The sequence below is a fragment of the Enterococcus sp. AZ095b genome, from assembly GCF_051714725.1.
GTDB lineage: Bacteria > Bacillota > Bacilli > Lactobacillales > Enterococcaceae > Enterococcus_B > Enterococcus_B pernyi.
In genome coordinates this window covers 23,871-41,496 of sequence record NZ_JBIOSL010000001.1, presented here as the reverse complement: position 1 = coordinate 41,496, position 17,626 = coordinate 23,871, and the positions used below count along the sequence as shown (strand labels likewise).

Below are 17,626 nucleotides of genomic sequence, written 5' to 3'. Positions count from 1 at the left end.
ATGATTTCAATTATTCCTTTTCTTGGATAAAATAAAAAAATACAGCACATGGCTGTATTTCAGACTGTAGACAAAGTACTAGTTTTTAGTGCTTTGTCTTTTTTTATCCGTTAAAATAAGAGTATCAATTGGAGGTGTATCCAAATGCTCTCAAAACAAGATATGAGTAAACGCGCACAAATCGGTTTCTTTTCTCTTGAAGACTTGGTCCCACAGGACCATTTATTGCGTCAAATAGATCAATGTATTGATTTCTCCTTTATTTATGAATTGGTTAAAGAGAAATACGATGAAATCCAAGGACGTCCTAGCTTGGATCCTATTCTTCTAATTAAATTACCAATGATTCAATATCTATTTGGTATTAAAAGTATGAGACAAACAATAAAAGAAATAGAAGTGAATATCGCTTATCGCTGGTTTTTAGGTTTGAGTTTAGAAGATCCTGTTCCTCATTTTTCAACATTTGGTAAAAACTATACGCGACGGTTCAAAGGAACAGATCTCTTTGAAAAAATTTTTTATGAAATTCTAGAACAATGTATCGCTGAAGGTATCGTAGATACTTCGGAAGTATTTATTGATAGTACGCATATTAAAGCACATGCGAATCGTAACAAAAAAGAATCTGTCGAAGTAATGGAACAAGCTGTTTTTTATACAGATAAGCTGACAAAAGAAATCACCAAGAATCGAGAAAAACATTTAAAAAAGCCCTTAAAAGAAACAAACGCAGAAAGTAAAACCTCCTTGAAAAAAGAAGTACGACTGATCCTGAAAGTGGTTGGTTTCACAAAGGTGAACACAAAGAAGTTTTTGCTTATAGCTCACAAGTGGCGTGTGATAAACATGGATGGATACTAGGTTATACTACACACCCAGGGAACTTTCATGACAGTCGTACGTTTGTTTCTTTGTTTAACAAGCTCAAAGGAGCTTTTCCCCTAGAAAAATTGATTATGGATGCTGGGTATAAGACACCAGCAATTGCACAATTACTACTCGAACATAAATTGACCCCGATTTTCCCATATAAACGTCCGATGACTAAAAAAGGCTATTTCAAGAAACATGAATATGTTTATGACGATTACTATAATTGTTATATCTGTCCCAATAATAAAATACTCTCTTATACCACTACCAATCGTAAAGGATATATCGAATACAAAAGCAATCCAAAGGATTGTAAAAATTGTCCTTTCTTATCTAAGTGTACCAACTCAAAAAATCATACCAAAGTAATCACTAGACATATTTGGGCTGAAGCTTTAGAAACCTGTGAAGAGATACGCCATCAAAGTTGGTTCAAAGAACTTTATAAAAAGAGAAAAGAAACCATTGAACGAATTTTTGGGACAGCAAAAGAATTTCATGGATTACGTTATACCAATCAAATAGGAATTGAAAAAATGCACATGAAAATTGGGCTTACTTTTGCGTGTCTTAATATGAAAAAGCTAGCAAAAATAAAAAGGATCAGAGTGCAAAAGAGGCGTTTTCCTAAAGGAAAACTGCCTAATCTATCGATTATCCATAGAATATTACATAGAAAAAAGACAAACCTCATGTTTGTATAAGGTTTGTCTACAGTCTGAAATACAGCACATGGCTGTATTTTTTTATTTTATCCAAGAAAATCAATCTATCAAAACATAACACCTAAAGATATCACTCACAACATTTTTCGTTATGGTGAGCACGTTGTTTAAAAAGCTGGGATATTTGAGCCTTTTGAATTATTTTTGATGTAGTCAGCGACTTCTGGTGTAGTCATCGCTTCTTTCAACACCTTGATTTTCTCGCTATCTTTTTCTTCCTCTCGAGTAACTAATTGCAACGCATAATGTTTACTTGCTGCTTCGTCTTCAAGTAACAAGGCATCTTCTGTCGTCAAGTTTGCTGGTTCCAAATATGCTGGATAACAAAAGACCATCGCAATATCACTTTCATCATAAGCTTTTACTAGATTCAAAAGATCAATACTTTCAAAGGTAAGATTTTTAGGATTCTCTATAATATCTGCGACTGTACCATCAAAACCAACTCCATCTTTCAATTGAATGATCTCATTCTCATTCAAAATCGCTAGCGCACGACCTTCATTTGTTGGATCACTCGGAATACCGACTTTTGCATTTTCTGGCAAATCATTAACATCATCATATTCTTTTGAATAAAATCCGCCGGCAAAATAATAGATTGGTTGGACAGCTACTAAATCAGCGTCTTTTTCTTGATTGAATCGTTCCATAAAGGGTTCGTGTTGCGCAAAGTTTGCATCTACTTCCTTATGTTGGACGGCATCATTATAAGCAACATTATCACTGACTTCCATGATATTGATCGTGTAGCCTGATTTTTCTACTTCTTTTTTGGCAATTTCTAGAATATCTTTTGAGGATTCCAATTGAACCGCTACAGTGATTTCTTTTTTACTTTCTGCGGTTTCATTGCTTCCACCACAAGCCGCTAAAACTAGAACTCCAACTAAAGCAAACGCAAATAAATAAAACTTTTTCATAACTTTTTTCCTACTTTCGTTTATCTAATGATTGTGCAACAAAATTTCCAAACATTTGTAAAAAGAAGACCAAAGCGATCATGATCACAATAGCAACATACATGACACCATACTCATACCGTTGATAGCCGACACGGACAGCAAAATCACCGATTCCGCCACCACCTACGACACCCATGACGGTGGAATAAGAGATCATACTAACTGTTGTCGTAGTATAAGCCAACACTAAGCCGCTTCGCGCTTCAACAAATAAGAAGTGCCAGATGTATTGAAATCTGGAAGCGCCTAAAGAATTCGATAAGGCATAGATCTCTTCAGGGACATCTAACAACACTTGCTCCACTAAACGAGCAAAAATCGCGACTGCTACAATACTAAGTGGTATAGATGAAGGAACAGGTCCAAAGGCCTTTCCTAAAATTGATCGCGTCACTGGGATCAACGCAATCACTAATAAAAGATAAGGAAACGAGCGAACGACTGTCACAATGAAGTTGAGTAACCAGTATAACCAAGGGTGTGTCCCTCTGACCTTGGGATTTGTCAAATATAGACCTAATCCTACTGGCAAACCTCCCAACACACAAACGAACATGGAAATCGCCATCATGATGCCCGTTTCTTTCAAACTATTGATTAGAGACGGCCAATATTCAATCAATGCTGTGGGCAAGTTCATCAGTCAAACTCCTTTTTATTTTTTCAAAATAAGTTAGTTCCTCTTCCTCGTACTGTTTTGGGTCATTCATCAATTCACCGATCAGATGCCCATTTTCCATGACTAAGATCCGTTTACATAAGCGTTTGACCGTTTCCAGTTCATGACTAACAAAAAAAATAGTCGGTTGAAACTCGGCATGTGTTTTATGTAATAAGCGAACCACACTTTCTGTATTTTCTTCATCTAAAGAACTCGTTGCTTCATCACAAAGTAACAAATGCGGATCTCTACTTAACGCTCTTGCAATAGAAACCCGTTGTCTTTCTCCGCCAGAAAGTTTGACTGGATAGCTTTCTGCTTTATGACTCATGCCAACAAAATCGAGTAGATCATTGATTTTTTTAGGCTCTTTTTTCCTTTGTAACTTCAATGGTAATGCAACATTTTCATAAACACGTAAATTTTCAAGTAGGTTATGATGTTGAAAAATCATGCCTATTTTTTGTTGTTGCTGCCGGCGCTCTTTTTTTGATAATGACTGAACATCTACACCATTTAGTTTGATTGTGCCTTCAGTAGGCGTTTCCATCAAATTCAATAAACGTAACAAGGTCGATTTCCCAGAACCACTTTTCCCAACGATCCCGATCACTTCCCCTTGTTTTACAGTAAAACTAATCTTATGCAACGACTTGGTCTTTTCATACTGCTTCGACACATTTACTAGCTCGATCACATTTTTCCTCCAGTCTATACATGCAATTAAAAGAATAACACAAAGAAAAAAAACTGTATTAATTTTATTGCTAATAAAAGATTTATCTGAATTTTTAAAAGAGTAAATAAAGTACAAAAACATCTATTTTTATAATCCATTAAAAGAAAGGAAAAAGCAACTTTTTTACTCACAGATAAATATACACTGTTTTGATTTCTGTACTAGTAGTTTTAGAAAAGATAGCTTGGTTATTCATTTTCGACCAGTCTATCTTGAGATTGAAATATATTTTTTTATGAGTGAACTCAATAATTTATCAAATCTAAAAACAAATTGATTTAGTATACTATTTTTTTAATATGAGAAAAAATAATAAATAGAGCGGAAGGAAAAAGATGTTATACTTTGGATAATGGATAGCTCAGTAATACAATATAGATTGGTTCGTTATCTTATATTGTATCAAAAATTAGATTATTGATAAACGAACGAAGGACTGCTATCCTGAATACAATTATTGTGGATGAAACAATCGGGACTAAAAATTGTTTGGGGAAGTAGTTTTTAGTACTTTTCGTCCATACGTGTCAATGGCGTGCTACTTTCAGCATCACTAAAAACGAGAGTAGAACAAATCGGTCTCCTCTCGAAAAAATAAGCAGCAACCCATCAAATTTGATCGGTTGCTGCTTATTTTGCTAGATTCAACGATCTTCAAGATCCAATCATAATTCCATTAATTTTAAGTACGGTCAAAAATTCCTCTACATAACTATCTTTTTCATCATCTGTAAATTCTTGATCTAAACGATACTTGTCTCGCACAAAGGCTTTTATGTTTTCTTTCGTCGATTCAGCCTTTAACAAATTAAATATATCAATTGCTACGTCATTGTCTAAAACATAACGTTCATCCTCGACCATGATGTATAAGTCATTACCCATTTTTTCATAAGTGATGTGCTCATTGAGTTTCATGTCTTCCACTCTTTTCGTTATTCATTTGTACAGCTACGAACCATTTGATGCTTTAGGATTTCCTTGATCAAATTACACTCTGCTTCGTCTACACCTTGGGTATCATTGGTTGCATAATAATGATGTGCACGACATCCTCCACCGCATAAGTAACGGAATGAACAATCATTACATTTTGTTAAATGATTGATGCTTTGAGAGCGAATAAAAGCAATATTCTCTTCGCCAAAAACCTCGCTAAGTTGCTTTTCTCTAATATTTCCCAGTTTGTAGTCAGCAGTTTCTAACAGTTTACAGGCAAATATATCACCAACAGGATTGATTGCAAATTCTCCAACGCCAAGTCCACAGGATTCTTTGATGGTGAAAGGTTTTAAAAATGGTGAACGATTTTTGTTCTTTTGTTTTAACTCGATTTCTGTTCTCTCACTATCAGTTAAAGAAATCTCTGCCATTTTTGCACGTCCTAGTTCACTGAATCCGCCTAATTTATAATTGATGTTATTCTTCTTTAAAAATTCCACCGTTTCGTCAATATTATTGAAATTATTATTGGTAATGATCGTATTGACTGCAATATTTGGATAATTCAAGTCTAATAGATTTTGAATCCCTCTCATTGCTATGCGATAGCAGCCTTTCCCTCTATTTTTATCATTTGCAACTTGATCGATCGAATCTAAGCTGATGGTGATCGAAGCACATCTTTCAGCTAGAAACGCTGCATCTTTTGCATTCCGCACTAAAGTCCCATTCGTGATCAAACCAATAGTTAGACCAATTTTTTTGGCATAATCGATATATTTTAGCGCATCCTTACTTAACCCAACCTCACCGCCAGTAAAGATAATTTTCTTTACACCGCAATCCTTCAATTGATTGAGAACGTCGATCCATTCGACAAAATTTAAACTATCCTCATATTCCTTTTCAGGACTGGCTTCTGCATAGCAGTAAACACAGTTCAAATTACATTGATGGGTCATAACCAAATAAGCTGTCTCTGGTATTCCATGCTCCGTTTTTTCTACTTCAATCGGGTCTTCTAAAAGGATTTGAAACAGATCCATCTTTTTCTGGGTTGCCATTGGTAGATGTTTGTAATCTTGCTTTTTTATTTTGTTTAATTCTTCTTGATCAACTAATATCCATGTACTACGTAGGACATTATGTACAATAAATTGTTCATTGAATCGATAGGCATGAAGATTCTCTTTGATTCGGATAAAATCACCTCATTTTTTAAACCACAAATTCATTTTCGCAGGGTAAACCGAAGGGAGCGCCCACTTTCTGCACCAAAAATAAGTAGCAAACATTTGAAACCCCTTTCAAAAAAAACAAACTGAAAGTCACAAAAATCGTATGAACAATTTCCGTAATCTTCAGCTTATTTCTTGAGGTAAGACATGTTGTCATCGTCTCATCTCTATTTACGATCCTTGACCAGCAATAATCCCACAGTTGCATGGAACTGCGTATGTACCTGTAATTCTTTTCAAGTCAGGTTTTTTGAACATTACTATTCCTCCTTTACGTTTTCAAACCATATCAAAAAATCAGCATGAGCATACGAAACAACATAAATTCTGTTAAGTAACTACCTAATTTTTCTGTCTTTACACACTCACAAATTTAGGAAAAAGAGAAAAATAACCTTTCCATTTTTTCCTAATAAAAGTATAATATTCTTTATAATGATTTGTCAACCACGTACTTAAGGAGTGTAATGGAAAATGAATTTTTTTTCAAAGAAAGGCTACATATATCTATTTATATCTATGTTATTAGTTTTAGTAACCGTACTAACCACCTTGATTGCTCCCTTCATCCTTAATAGTATCAATAGTTATCAGTCAACCACTATTTTTCCTATTATCTTCCTAATAATTGGTGCCATGACACTCTCTTATCTTTTTCAGGTTTGTTTGATCATTTACCGAGAAAATTTTGCAAAAAAATTCAATTTGAACTCAATTTCCGATTTGTTAGCCAAAATATATACTTTGAAATTTGAGAAATATATCAATTTAGAATCTGGTAATCTAGTCACTCGAATTTTCAGAATTGTAGATACCTCCTATATGTTTATGACGACCAGCTTCTTTTTAGTACTGAAATCAGCCATCTCTATTCTTATCGTGTTAGGTATATTTTTAACCCTCGATGCAACTATTTTCCTGATTACGCTTCTTTTGATCCCTATTAACATCTTCTCTTATCTTTTTATCAATAAAACACTCAATCAAAGAATCAAAACGATGCAAGACGAAAATGCCAATGCTCAAAAAGATTTGATTTTGCTCTTGGGTAATCCAGAACAATTTAAAATGTTACCTAGCTTTGATACTGTCAAACAACTAACTTCAAAAACACTCAAAAAAATGTACACAAGTTTGGCAGCAACAAATAAATTTGCTCAAATCACTAGTTATACTGTCTCATTCATCAACCAACTTTCTCAAAATATTATTTTTATAACGATCAGCTACTTGGTGTATAACCAACAGCTCCAGTTGAATAATATGATGGTAGTTAGTATATTAATGCCCGTTTTCTTCACTTCCCTTTCTGACTTATCCAAAATCAATGTCGATTATCGAACAGTCGTGGCAAACCAACAATTTGTTCAAGAAAACTTAGAACTACATCAAGAAGATTTATCCGGCACACCAATTGATCCAATCACTAGCATCAAATTTACCGATCCGCAAATCACGATGGCATTAAATGCGAAAAGAATCCATTTGTCATTGACTGAAACACTGAATTTAGGAGATATTTGTTATATCGAAGGCCCTTCAGGTTCTGGAAAATCGACGCTGATAAAAGCCATCTTGAGCTTTTATGCAAGTAATGGTATCTATATCAACGACTTCCCTCTTGATCAGTTGAATGGGAAGCAAGTCAGAGAACAAATCACTTATCTTTCTCAAACAACTTTGCTCTTTTCAAATACACTTGAATACAATATCACTCTTGGTCAACCGATTTCAGAAGAAAAAAAAGAAGCGCTGAGAAATTCAACACTTCTTGCTCCGATTTTTAAAAACAAAGACTGGGATTCTTTAATCATTGATAATGGCGCAAACCTGTCGGGGGGCGAAAAACAACGCGTGTTCATTGCCCGTATGATACTCCAAGACAGTAGGATATGGATTCTAGATGAAAGTACGAGTAGTATCGACAAAGACTCTGCGGATGCCATCTTTGACACACTCATGAACGTAAGACAAAATAAAATCATTTTATTCACCTCTCATGACAAGGAAAATAAAAATTTTGCCAATAAGTTCATTCAAATCTCTTCTCGTGTAGAAACGATTGTATAGATCTATCCTCCGTCCTCTTCAAAAAACAAGTAAGAATCCACAAAAATCCGATGAACGACTTTTGTGGATTCCTGCTTTTATCTACGCTAGATATTTTCCTTTTGGACTAATAGTAAAATTGTTATTCTTTCTTTTCTAACACTACTGCTAGTGTCGGCGAGTTCTCATCATAAGGACTTCCTTTTACATCCCCGTAAAACCCACTAACAACAAAACCAGCAGCTTCCATTTCTTTTTGCAGAGTTTCTTTTGTGAAATACGTCATCCATAGATAATAATTTTTGTTTTCATGATCGGTAAGGATCGTCGTTTGTTCTAAAGTTACATGTTCGTTGTATTTTGTATTATATTGTAATGCTACATGAGGTTCATCTGTCCAGAATCTTCCGTCTGGACAAGTATCCCAAACTCGCTTTTCTTCAAATGATTGATAACTTGCCATCGAAAAAACATCCAATAAAACTTTTCCCGTCGGTTTTAGATGCTGATAAATATTTTCTAATAATCTTTTTCTATCACTCGCTGATAACGCTCCAAAGTCACAATAGATCATTGTGATGCTATCGTATTGTTTATCTAAATCCATTGTCAGATAATCTGCGTAATGGTACGTAATCGGTAACTGTTGGTCTTCCGCAGATTTTTTGGCATATGCTATCGAACGCTTAGAAAAATCAAGCCCCGTTACTTCATACCCTAATCGACTAAATTTTTCTGCATAGATTCCCGGACCACAGCCAATATCTAATAATGTTGGATAGGCTTTCGGCGGGATTACTGTATTGATCCAACGAACAGATTCATCAATAAACCCAGCTTTTCGACTTGCGCCTTCAAATTCAGGGTCAAGATGTGCTTGTAACATTTGTTTTGAGATGTGACGATCATCCCAAAATGCGCCTTTCGTTTGTTGATAAAGTGTTGGTTTGTTTAAAAGTGTTTCAATCATTGTTTTCCATCTCCTCATTTTTTTATAAATTTGAACAAAAGAAAAAGCCGTAGATTTTACTCTACGGCTTCCCTGCATAAGGCGAAGATGCGAGTAAAATAAAATCAAATACATAGGTACGCTAAATAAAGCTGTGTCTCAGCTAAATTTTTTACCTATTGAATTGATTTTATTTACTCGCTTCCAGTCATACCCATGTTACTGATTATATAACATCTGATATGCCGGATTCATCACCTTTTTCTGTTAAATTTATAGTTTCGTTTTATAGGACATACCAGTAATTGTCAATTTTTCTCTGGTAAATATAAAACGATCGTAAAAGAAGCATACCTATAAAATAATGGGACATCAAAGTAATTTTTTCTAAACGGGAGAAATATTCCTGGATGGCGCAGCCAACTATTTTAGTCGTTGTGAAAGAGGAGCATTCATGTAATTGATTTTATTTATACTCCCTGATTTTAGGCGGGATATACTGATCTACAAAAGGTTGAATTTCTGTCAGCGCATCCGCAAACAAAATTTTATCGAACTCTTCTCTTGTTAAAAAGCCTTGATTGACCATGGCTTGATACTGCTGCTTTAAAGGATCGAAAAATTCTTTGTAATTCATTAACACGCACGGATTGACATGTTGCCCGATCCTCCCCCAAGAGATTACTTCAGTAATTTCTTCGATGGTTCCTGGGCCACCTGGTAACGCAATATAGACATCTGATAATTCAATCATTTTTTGTTTCCGTTCGTGCATCTACGACACGATCATCAAAGAGGTGCCATCTTTTTTGCTAGTTCTCGTTTTGCCAAAAAGTCAGGCATGATACCTGTCACTTTCCCTCCAGATCCTAGTACTGAATCAGCAATAATCCCCTTCAAACCAGCGTTTCCACCACCATAAACCAACTGATACTCATTCTTCCCGATCCACTCACTTAAGCTTCTCGTTACTCGTTCAAATTCTGGAGAATTCCCTTTACTTGCTCCGCAATAGACTGCAATCTTTATTTCCGAAACCCCTTCCAAATTTTTTTCAGCTTATGCTATTATATAATTGAAAGGTGGTTAACCTCAACATGAACATAAAAGAATACAACGACTGGGTGGTTGATTTTTATAAAAAAAGAAAGTGGTACGACTACGATCCATTTATCCGTATCGGCTTTTTAACTGAAGAAGTTGGCGAAGTTTCAAGAGCGGTTCGAAGTCTCGAAATCGGTCGTGATCGTCCGGATGAATCTATACAAACAATTGATTTTTACAAGGAAAATCTGATGGAGGAATTGGGTGATGTCTTAGATAATGTTCTGATTCTTGCTGATAAATATGACCTATCCTTCGAAGAAATCATTCATCACCACAAACAAAAACTAGAGAAGCGGTTCAATATGTAGTCTTCTCACGATGCCATTTCCAATTTTTTTAGAAAAACCCTTTCCATCGTGCTATACTCTAAAGAAAAAGAATCTTGAGGTAAACACATGGCTATCTTTGAAAGTCTTAACTTAAATAAATTGTCTGCCGTTGAACAAGAGATTTACCGCTTTATCGTTAATAACCTTGAGAAAATACCTTATATGCGGGTACGAGATATTGCGACGGATGCGCATGTTTCGTCAACTTCTGTCTTTCGTTTTATCCAAAAAGTCGGCTTTGATTCCTTTCCGGAATTTCGTTTTTATATTAAAAATCATTTGGAAAAAGCCCATTATGAAACAGATGACAAGCAATTAATGTTAGAAGAACGAATCAATCAGTTGAACATGACGATTTTTCATCCCGATATTGAATATCAAATCAAAAAAATGGCAAAAACATTGCGTCAAGCTGATTTTATCCTATTTATGGGCATGGGGGCTTCGGGAGCATTAGCGCAATATGTGGCACGAAAATTAGCGAATATCGGTTACTTTTGTATTAGCTTAGATGAACTGACTTATCCGATTCGTAGCTTTTTGCGTCCAGATCAAAAAAATGCGTTAGTCTTTTTGAGTGTTTCAGGTGAAACAAAAGAACTGATCGAAGTAATTTCAGGTTTAGCTCATGCGGATAGCGTGCATAAGTATTGTATTACCGCTCATAAAGAAAGTTCATTGGCCCAATTGTGTGATTACTCAATTGACTATGCCATTAAAGAAGAACGGAAAGACATCTTTCTTGATTTGACTAGTCAGCTACCTTCCATGGCGATCCTTGAAACACTGATCGGTTATTTAGAGGATGAATGATTCACCACTCAATTTGGAACACTATGTTCCTACCACGAAATAATTTTCATTGTTCCAAATTTTTATCCTAAATAAGAATGCGCTTACTTTTCTTTCACACCTTTCGCTATAATGAATCCATCATATAGCGAAAGGTGTTATTCTTATGCAAAAATTCAATGATTTATTAGATCGAAGTCTTGTTCCTATTGCAACACGGTTAAACAACCAACGACATATTGCAGCCGTTCGAGATGCATTCATGCTTATTTTTCCATTGACGATTTCTTCTTCATTAGTCATCCTAGTCAATAATATTTTATTTTCAAAAGACAGTTTTATCGTGCAATTATTTCAACTTTCACGTATTTTTCCAAATTTAGAAAGTGCACAACAAGTCCTTGCTTCTGTAGCAAATGGCACAATCAATATCATGAGTTTGTTTATTGCTTTTTTAGTCGCTCAGCTGTTGGCAAAACATTTCGAAGCTGATGCAACCTTAGTTGGGCTAACTAGTGTCGCTTGCTTTATGATTTTTTACCCTACTTCTTTTGCAGTCGATGAAATGAATGTCATCTCGACGCAATATTTGGGTGCTCAAGGTTTATTCGTTGCGATGATTGTCGCTTGCTTGGTTGGCGAATTCTTACCGAAATTATTCAAAGTCAAGAAATTACAAATCAAGATGCCTGAACTCGTTCCACCAGCTGTTTCTCGCTCTTTTTCTGGAATGATCCCAATCATTGTCGTTGTTTCTATGTCAGCTTTGATCAACTTCTTCGTCTTGATGATCGCGCCTGAAGGAATCAACGAGTTGATTTATGCCGGTATCCAAGCACCTTTACGTGACTTAGGTGGGAATGTGTTTGGCGTCCTACTCTTAGCTTTTATTCAGACACTGCTATTTTCTATTGGTATTCATGGTCCAAACACATTGAATGCTGTTCGTTCAGCGATTTTTACCGAGCAAGACTTAGCCAATCTCCAATTCATCAATGATGGTGGTTCGCTGTGGGATGTCCCTTACAAGGAAACTTGGGGCATTTTGAACGATATGTTTGCAAACATGGGTGGAACGGGTATGACCTTAGGCTTGATCATTGCGATTTTTATTGCTTCACGACGACCTGAATATCGCGAAATCGCCAAACTATCTTTTGTACCAGGTATTTTCCAAATCAATGAACCGATGATTTTTGGACTACCGATCGTCTTAAATCCAATTATGATCATTCCTTTTGTTTTAACACCGATGGTCAATATTCTGGTCGGTTACTTCGTCACAGTCGTCTGGCCAATCATGCCATCACCAGCGATTGGTTTACCTTGGACCACCCCAGGGATCATCAATTTGTTTTTAGGAACTGGTGGGAATATCATGGGAATTGTAATAGGCGTACTTTGTTTAGCGATTTCCGTTTTGATTTACCTACCTTTTGTCATGGCTTCCAACCGCGCACAACGCACAGAGATATAACTTGAGAATCACTGAAACTTAGGAGGAATTTGTATGAATAGAGAGTTACCCAAAGATTTTTTATGGGGAGGCGCAATTGCTGCTCATCAAGCAGAAGGTGCTTGGAATATTGATGGACGAGGTCCAAGTATCGCTGATGTTATGACTGCTGGCGGAAATGGGATTCCGCGGAAGATCACTAAAGGCATCATCGAAGGGGAATATTACCCAAATCACGAGGCCATTGATTTTTACCATCGTTACAAAGAAGACATCCAATTATTTAAAGAACTAGGCTTAAAATGTCTACGCACTTCCATTTCATGGAGTCGGATCTTTCCTACTGGTCAAGAAGAAACACCGAATGAACAAGGATTAAAATTTTACGATGATCTTTTTGATGAATGCTTAAAAAACGGGATCGAACCGGTAGTTACGTTGTCTCATTTTGAGATTCCTTATGCCATTTATGAAGATTTTGGTGGCTTTGCCAATAAAGCGGTCATTCCTTTATTTGTTAAATTTGCTCAGTGCGTATTTGACCGTTACAAAGACAAAGTAACTTACTGGATGACCTTCAATGAAATCAATAATCAGGCGGACGGACAAGAGCCCGTTCATGTTTGGACCAATTCAGCCATGATCATTGAAGATGACCAAGATAAAGAGGCCTTAGTATTCCAAGCAGGAGTCAACGAACTGATTGCCAGTGCTTGGGCTGTCAATGAAGGGAAAAAGATCAATCCCAATTTTCAGATTGGTTGTATGATGGCTTACGTTCCAATCTATCCCTACTCCTGTGCGCCAGAAGATATGATTGCTTCAGTCAAAGCAAATGAACGTCGTTTCTTCTACAGTGATGTCCATGTACGCGGAGAAATCCCTACCTACACAGAAAAGTATTGGGAACAAAAAGGGCTCACAATCGATATTAGCGAGAAAGAACGACAAATTTTACGTCAAGGAACTGTTGACTATATCGGTTTTAGCTATTATATGTCGGGAACGATCACAACTCTTCCCGATGTTGAGGGCAGACAAACAGAAGATATTCCTTCAGCAAAACTAGTTAAAAATCCTTATATTACTGCTTCTGACTGGGGCTGGCCGATTGATCCTGTTGGGTTACGTTATGTATTGAATACGGTGTACCAGCGTTATGATCTCCCCCTGTTTATCGTTGAAAATGGTTTTGGTGCCTACGATCAGTTAACTGATTCAAATGAGATCCATGATGACTACCGGATCAATTATTTAAGAGAACACATCGAACAAATGAAAAAAGCAGTAGTTGAAGATGGCGTACCATTAATTGGTTACACACCTTGGGGAATCATCGATATCGTCAGCTTTGGCAGTGGTGAAATGGAAAAACGCTATGGCATGATCTATGTCGATAAGGATAATACCGGTAAAGGAACCTTACAACGTTTGAAAAAAGATTCCTTTGCTTGGTACCAACAAGTGATTGAAACCAATGGGGAACAGCTTTAGTAACGAACAAGGAAAGGCGATCCGACTTCATTGTCGTGACCGCCTTTCTTTGTTATGTTTCATATTTTTCTTTCACAACTGCTAAGTAATGTTGCAGACCGATATTCATTACCCAGGCTACACCTAGACCAATGAAACTACCGATGACGATACCAATAAAACGATACTCGATCAATGAGATCAAGTACGTGTTCCTGACCAATGTCGAAAGCATCAATGCCATGGGGTTCAAGAAAATATTCGCCACTGCATAATTTCGGGCAACTAAAAACTGAGAAATACCATAAAGAAACGTAATTAAAAAAATCGTTTCAAGTTGGGAAAAAGGAATCAGTGATAAGACAGCCGATAAACACAACCCTAACATCGAACCAATCAAATATTGCACTTGCCGATGTTTCATCGCATCTAAATTCTCAGCTAATAAAATCGAGGCACAAGACAGTGTCAGCCAATAAGGATTTTTCATGTTCAAGCCATGGCTCACATAAACGGAAAGGAATAATGCAGCGCTGTAAAAAATCGAATCAATGATCACTAAAGGTTCTTGGTGAAAACGCTCCTTCAAAGATACCTTTATCACTTCCTGTTCCGGGCGCGAATCCATTTTTTTCGTTAGAAATGCAGCAATCAAAGCAAACACAACACCCATAAAGAAAAAAGAAGCTACTGTCGGCAAATGAGAAAATGGAACGGACATACTCGTTCCCATAGCCGCTAACATCGCAAAGAATAAGCCCCCTGGTTTAGAAATATGGAACAAACGCAAAATAAACCGACTGAAAAAAGCAACTGCTCCAACAGCAAATGGTTCAAGCCAGATGACATACGTCGACAATAGCCCTAATGTAAAAGCCAGTAATAGACCGCAACCAATCAAAAATAGGCGCTTTAGTAATTGCTTCATCGGAATGTTCTGGTAGTAAAAGAAGGTAAAGATACCTAGAGAAGAGAAACTTGAAATCAAAAAATTATGATTGATGTAACCGATCCATAAAACGAGAAAGATCAGCACCATCAGATTCATGATACGAAATGGATTTTCTTGAATTTTGTTAAATGTAAAATAAGATTTAACCATAAAAAACCTCCTTATTTTGAAATGTATATAAAAATCGTTTTCGCCTTAAGGATGTCTTGTCTATTATAAGAAGTATCAAAGAAATCAACTATTAGAAGTAAAAGGAGAGTTTTCCAGAGAAAAATTTAAACGAATTTACTTTATCTAGTATAACACCAATTTTCATCGCTTAAACAGACAGAAATTCCCATCAATCATTAAATAACAAATTAAATATTATAATTAATTAATAATAACCACCATTATTTGTAATAATATAGATAGTTTTAGCTATCTAAAATTAAAAGCTTTTCATCTATTCAAAGAATTTGTGAAATCTGCTTTATTTTTTTGTATTTTAAATTTATACTATGAAAGAAATCATTTTTAATAACAAAAAAAAATAAAATTTATTGTTACATAAAGTTTTTTTGATTTTAACATCAGACATATACGTTGGAGAACACAGAAAGGACAAAAAGTAAGGAAAATGAAGAAAATTATTTTAATTATCAGTAGCTTGTTTGCATGTGTCGGTTTATTTTCTTTTATTCATTTTTTGAATTCTCCTGTTCGAGATGTTACCTCCAAAGCTGAAATGATCCAAACAGACGAAATTAAAATGGAATATGTTCCTACAAAAAATCAGTTATTGAAAAGCATTGGTGACTCGGTCGATTTTTTAGGCATCTACGAAGTAACAGAAATCAATTTTAATGATACACCTCATATCGTACTAACAAAAGAAGATGAAAATGAACTATCGTTTGAAATCAGAGTAACTGATCCAAAAGAGCAATCGTTCTCGATTCCAGCAATAAAATTCTCTCCACAAAACATTCATGTTTCTGATACATTTGGCATTGCGAAAAAAAATGATCGCTACTTTGCCTATAAAAACAATGTATCCATTGAAGGAGAACCTTACAACACACGCTGACATACCCTGTGGGGGTAAATATAGATTTATATTTATACTACAAAAAAGCAAACTGAAACGAAGAAATTCCTCTTCCTTTCAGTTTGCTTTTTTTTGAGATCCAACGAATATCTGTCCATCCTTTAGTATCGTTTTATCTATGTTATTTAAAATAACAACAAAAAATAAATGTGCTTGTTATCTAAATTTTTGATTTAATAATGAGTTGTCCACAGTGGATAACTCATTAGCTCTTTCTATTTGTCCACAAAATCCGTCATCTTTGACCTTGTGACCGATCGAGCTCAAGTTTGTTTACTTCTTTGTATCGTCTATCCTTTAAGCGTGACGATGACAGTAAGTAAAACTGACAACAGGAGAACGAGCAAATTACACCTCGATTGCTCTACATAAATAAGTACGGTAATAAAACTTGTAATGATTGCTGGATAAAATTTTTTTCGTTTTCTCATATGCATCCCTCTTTAACTATCATTGTGCCTAAAAAATTCGATTGTTTTTTTATTTTTTACTTATGTTTCTGTTAAATTTTTTTATAATCGTTAAAAGAGTCAAAAGCATACAAAAAAAACACAGAACAGGAAAGGAGTATTTCCTAACTATTCTGTGTCTTTTGATTGACTATGTTATTCAAGTATCTAGCGATAGTATGCTTCAATTTTACGACTTGGGATCAACCAAGTAACCAAAATCAAGACATTGACTATTAGTACTGCGATGGGCGCGATCAAATATCCGAGAATCAATCCCACGACATTCAAACCAATAGATACGTAGGATTTACGATAATTGCCAAACAACTCTTTGATAGATGCATTCTCGTCTTCCTCTGAGGCAACTAATGTCCTTGCTAACAAATAATACGTGAGATTAGCTCCTAATATCACTATACCATAGGTCATTTCAGGAACAAGACTGTTACTGTATTCGCTGATCCATGAAGTAACGAATGGAAACAGCGACAGGAAAAAAATAAAAAAGCTATTCACCCAGAGCACTCGCCCATTCACTTTGTGGACGGCTTGAAACAAATGATGGTGGTTATTCCAATAAATGCCCAGGGTAAAGAAACTAATGATATAAATAAAAAAACGTGGCGCAAGTGCAACTAGCGCTTCCAAGGTATCTGAGTGTGGTTCATGTAGCTCCAACACTAAAATCGTCATAATAATAGCGATCACGGCGTCTGTAAAGGCCTCTAGTCGATTTTTCGGCATGACTTTCCTCTCCTTTCGCTTCATTTTATTCGTAATAAGGGCAAAAAAGCAACCTTTTCACACCAAAGTAGCAAGTAGAAATCGGGC

Annotated in this window: 15 protein-coding genes and 2 pseudogenes; 7 read left to right on the top strand and 10 right to left on the bottom strand. The window is 35.7% G+C overall.

All coding sequences use genetic code 11. From position 1 onward, the window contains the following. Positions 1-144 precede the first annotated feature (144 nt). Positions 145-1,580 (top strand): annotated as a pseudogene (locus IGJ99_RS00185) (IS1182 family transposase). 128 nt (positions 1,581-1,708) lie between these two features. Here the strand turns inward: IGJ99_RS00185 and IGJ99_RS00180 are convergent. The 5 genes from IGJ99_RS00180 to IGJ99_RS00160 all read right to left on the bottom strand — a co-directional run bounded on the left by IGJ99_RS00180 (position 1,709) and on the right by IGJ99_RS00160 (position 5,972). Further along, complete coding sequence (locus IGJ99_RS00180; protein ID WP_438770428.1) at positions 1,709-2,524, bottom strand: MetQ/NlpA family ABC transporter substrate-binding protein; 816 nt, start codon at positions 2,522-2,524, stop codon at positions 1,709-1,711. Positions 2,525-2,534: 10 nt separating this feature from the next. Next, positions 2,535-3,206 carry a methionine ABC transporter permease gene (locus IGJ99_RS00175; RefSeq protein ID WP_023518871.1) on the bottom strand — a complete coding sequence of 224 codons (672 nt, stop codon included), beginning with the start codon at positions 3,204-3,206 and terminating at the stop codon, positions 2,535-2,537. Further along, positions 3,181-3,924 (bottom strand): ATP-binding cassette domain-containing protein, encoded by a 744-nt coding sequence (locus IGJ99_RS00170; protein ID WP_010734527.1) that lies wholly within the window; start codon positions 3,922-3,924, stop codon positions 3,181-3,183. The genes IGJ99_RS00175 and IGJ99_RS00170 overlap by 26 nt, the downstream gene beginning before the upstream one ends. Before the next feature lie 696 nt (positions 3,925-4,620). Continuing rightward, positions 4,621-4,884 (bottom strand): hypothetical protein, encoded by a 264-nt coding sequence (locus tag IGJ99_RS00165; protein ID WP_010734528.1) that lies wholly within the window; start codon positions 4,882-4,884, stop codon positions 4,621-4,623. 17 nt (positions 4,885-4,901) lie between these two features. Continuing rightward, entirely contained in the window at positions 4,902-5,972 is a 1,071-nt protein-coding gene (locus tag IGJ99_RS00160) for a radical SAM protein (RefSeq protein ID WP_438770426.1), read from the bottom strand. A 693-nt stretch (positions 5,973-6,665) separates the two neighbouring features. Here IGJ99_RS00160 and IGJ99_RS00155 point away from each other — a divergent pair. Beyond that, a complete protein-coding gene (locus tag IGJ99_RS00155) occupies positions 6,666-8,216 on the top strand; it encodes an ATP-binding cassette domain-containing protein (protein WP_228065611.1) in 1,551 nt (516 codons plus the stop codon). A 121-nt stretch (positions 8,217-8,337) separates the two neighbouring features. Here IGJ99_RS00155 and IGJ99_RS00150 read toward each other — a convergent pair whose 3' ends face one another. Both IGJ99_RS00150 and IGJ99_RS00145 read right to left on the bottom strand, forming a co-directional pair. Then, on the bottom strand, positions 8,338-9,165 hold the full coding sequence (locus tag IGJ99_RS00150) for a class I SAM-dependent methyltransferase (protein WP_194179946.1): 828 nt from the start codon (positions 9,163-9,165) through the stop codon (positions 8,338-8,340). A gap of 445 nt (positions 9,166-9,610) precedes the next feature. Continuing rightward, positions 9,611-10,173 (bottom strand): annotated as a pseudogene (locus IGJ99_RS00145) (TIGR00730 family Rossman fold protein). A 68-nt stretch (positions 10,174-10,241) separates the two neighbouring features. Here IGJ99_RS00145 and IGJ99_RS00140 point away from each other — a divergent pair. From IGJ99_RS00140 to IGJ99_RS00125, 4 genes are all read left to right on the top strand, one after another. Continuing rightward, complete coding sequence (locus IGJ99_RS00140; RefSeq protein ID WP_010734535.1) at positions 10,242-10,559, top strand: MazG nucleotide pyrophosphohydrolase domain-containing protein; 318 nt, start codon at positions 10,242-10,244, stop codon at positions 10,557-10,559. 87 nt (positions 10,560-10,646) lie between these two features. Continuing rightward, the gene (locus IGJ99_RS00135) at positions 10,647-11,393 is read left to right on the top strand and encodes a MurR/RpiR family transcriptional regulator (RefSeq protein WP_019722675.1); all 747 of its coding nucleotides are present in this window, start codon (positions 10,647-10,649) and stop codon (positions 11,391-11,393) included. A gap of 145 nt (positions 11,394-11,538) precedes the next feature. Then, the gene (locus IGJ99_RS00130) at positions 11,539-12,849 is read left to right on the top strand and encodes a PTS sugar transporter subunit IIC (protein WP_438770423.1); all 1,311 of its coding nucleotides are present in this window, start codon (positions 11,539-11,541) and stop codon (positions 12,847-12,849) included. 33 nt (positions 12,850-12,882) lie between these two features. Further along, positions 12,883-14,322: a 6-phospho-beta-glucosidase gene (locus tag IGJ99_RS00125; RefSeq protein WP_010734539.1), complete on the top strand. Its 1,440-nt coding sequence runs from the start codon at positions 12,883-12,885 to the stop codon at positions 14,320-14,322. Positions 14,323-14,374: 52 nt separating this feature from the next. On the opposite strand, the gene IGJ99_RS00120 is transcribed toward IGJ99_RS00125, so the two are convergent. After that, a complete protein-coding gene (locus IGJ99_RS00120) occupies positions 14,375-15,403 on the bottom strand; it encodes an FUSC family protein (protein ID WP_023518865.1) in 1,029 nt (342 codons plus the stop codon). Between the two features lie 469 nt (positions 15,404-15,872). Between IGJ99_RS00120 and IGJ99_RS00115 the strand changes: the two genes are divergently transcribed. Continuing rightward, positions 15,873-16,322 (top strand): hypothetical protein, encoded by a 450-nt coding sequence (locus IGJ99_RS00115; protein ID WP_019722679.1) that lies wholly within the window; start codon positions 15,873-15,875, stop codon positions 16,320-16,322. A 311-nt stretch (positions 16,323-16,633) separates the two neighbouring features. On the opposite strand, the gene IGJ99_RS00110 is transcribed toward IGJ99_RS00115, so the two are convergent. Beyond that, a complete protein-coding gene (locus tag IGJ99_RS00110; protein WP_153830006.1) occupies positions 16,634-16,774 on the bottom strand; it encodes a hypothetical protein in 141 nt (46 codons plus the stop codon). Positions 16,775-16,960: 186 nt separating this feature from the next. Then, complete coding sequence (locus IGJ99_RS00105) at positions 16,961-17,539, bottom strand: TMEM175 family protein (protein WP_023518863.1); 579 nt, start codon at positions 17,537-17,539, stop codon at positions 16,961-16,963. Positions 17,540-17,626: the final 87 nt, after the last annotated feature.

Coding starts and splice junctions, on each gene's coding strand:
- IGJ99_RS00140 (WP_010734535.1), top strand. CDS start 10,242: ATGAACATAAAAGAATACAACGACTGGGTGGTTGATTTTTATAAAAAA.
- IGJ99_RS00110 (WP_153830006.1), bottom strand. CDS start 16,774: ATGAGAAAACGAAAAAAATTTTATCCAGCAATCATTACAAGTTTTATT.
- IGJ99_RS00125 (WP_010734539.1), top strand. CDS start 12,883: ATGAATAGAGAGTTACCCAAAGATTTTTTATGGGGAGGCGCAATTGCT.
- IGJ99_RS00180 (WP_438770428.1), bottom strand. CDS start 2,524: ATGAAAAAGTTTTATTTATTTGCGTTTGCTTTAGTTGGAGTTCTAGTT.
- IGJ99_RS00115 (WP_019722679.1), top strand. CDS start 15,873: ATGAAGAAAATTATTTTAATTATCAGTAGCTTGTTTGCATGTGTCGGT.
- IGJ99_RS00155 (WP_228065611.1), top strand. CDS start 6,666: ATGTTATTAGTTTTAGTAACCGTACTAACCACCTTGATTGCTCCCTTC.
- IGJ99_RS00165 (WP_010734528.1), bottom strand. CDS start 4,884: ATGAAACTCAATGAGCACATCACTTATGAAAAAATGGGTAATGACTTA.
- IGJ99_RS00120 (WP_023518865.1), bottom strand. CDS start 15,403: ATGGTTAAATCTTATTTTACATTTAACAAAATTCAAGAAAATCCATTT.
- IGJ99_RS00160 (WP_438770426.1), bottom strand. CDS start 5,972: ATGGCAACCCAGAAAAAGATGGATCTGTTTCAAATCCTTTTAGAAGAC.
- IGJ99_RS00130 (WP_438770423.1), top strand. CDS start 11,539: ATGCAAAAATTCAATGATTTATTAGATCGAAGTCTTGTTCCTATTGCA.
- IGJ99_RS00105 (WP_023518863.1), bottom strand. CDS start 17,539: ATGCCGAAAAATCGACTAGAGGCCTTTACAGACGCCGTGATCGCTATT.
- IGJ99_RS00175 (WP_023518871.1), bottom strand. CDS start 3,206: ATGAACTTGCCCACAGCATTGATTGAATATTGGCCGTCTCTAATCAAT.
- IGJ99_RS00150 (WP_194179946.1), bottom strand. CDS start 9,165: ATGATTGAAACACTTTTAAACAAACCAACACTTTATCAACAAACGAAA.
- IGJ99_RS00135 (WP_019722675.1), top strand. CDS start 10,647: ATGGCTATCTTTGAAAGTCTTAACTTAAATAAATTGTCTGCCGTTGAA.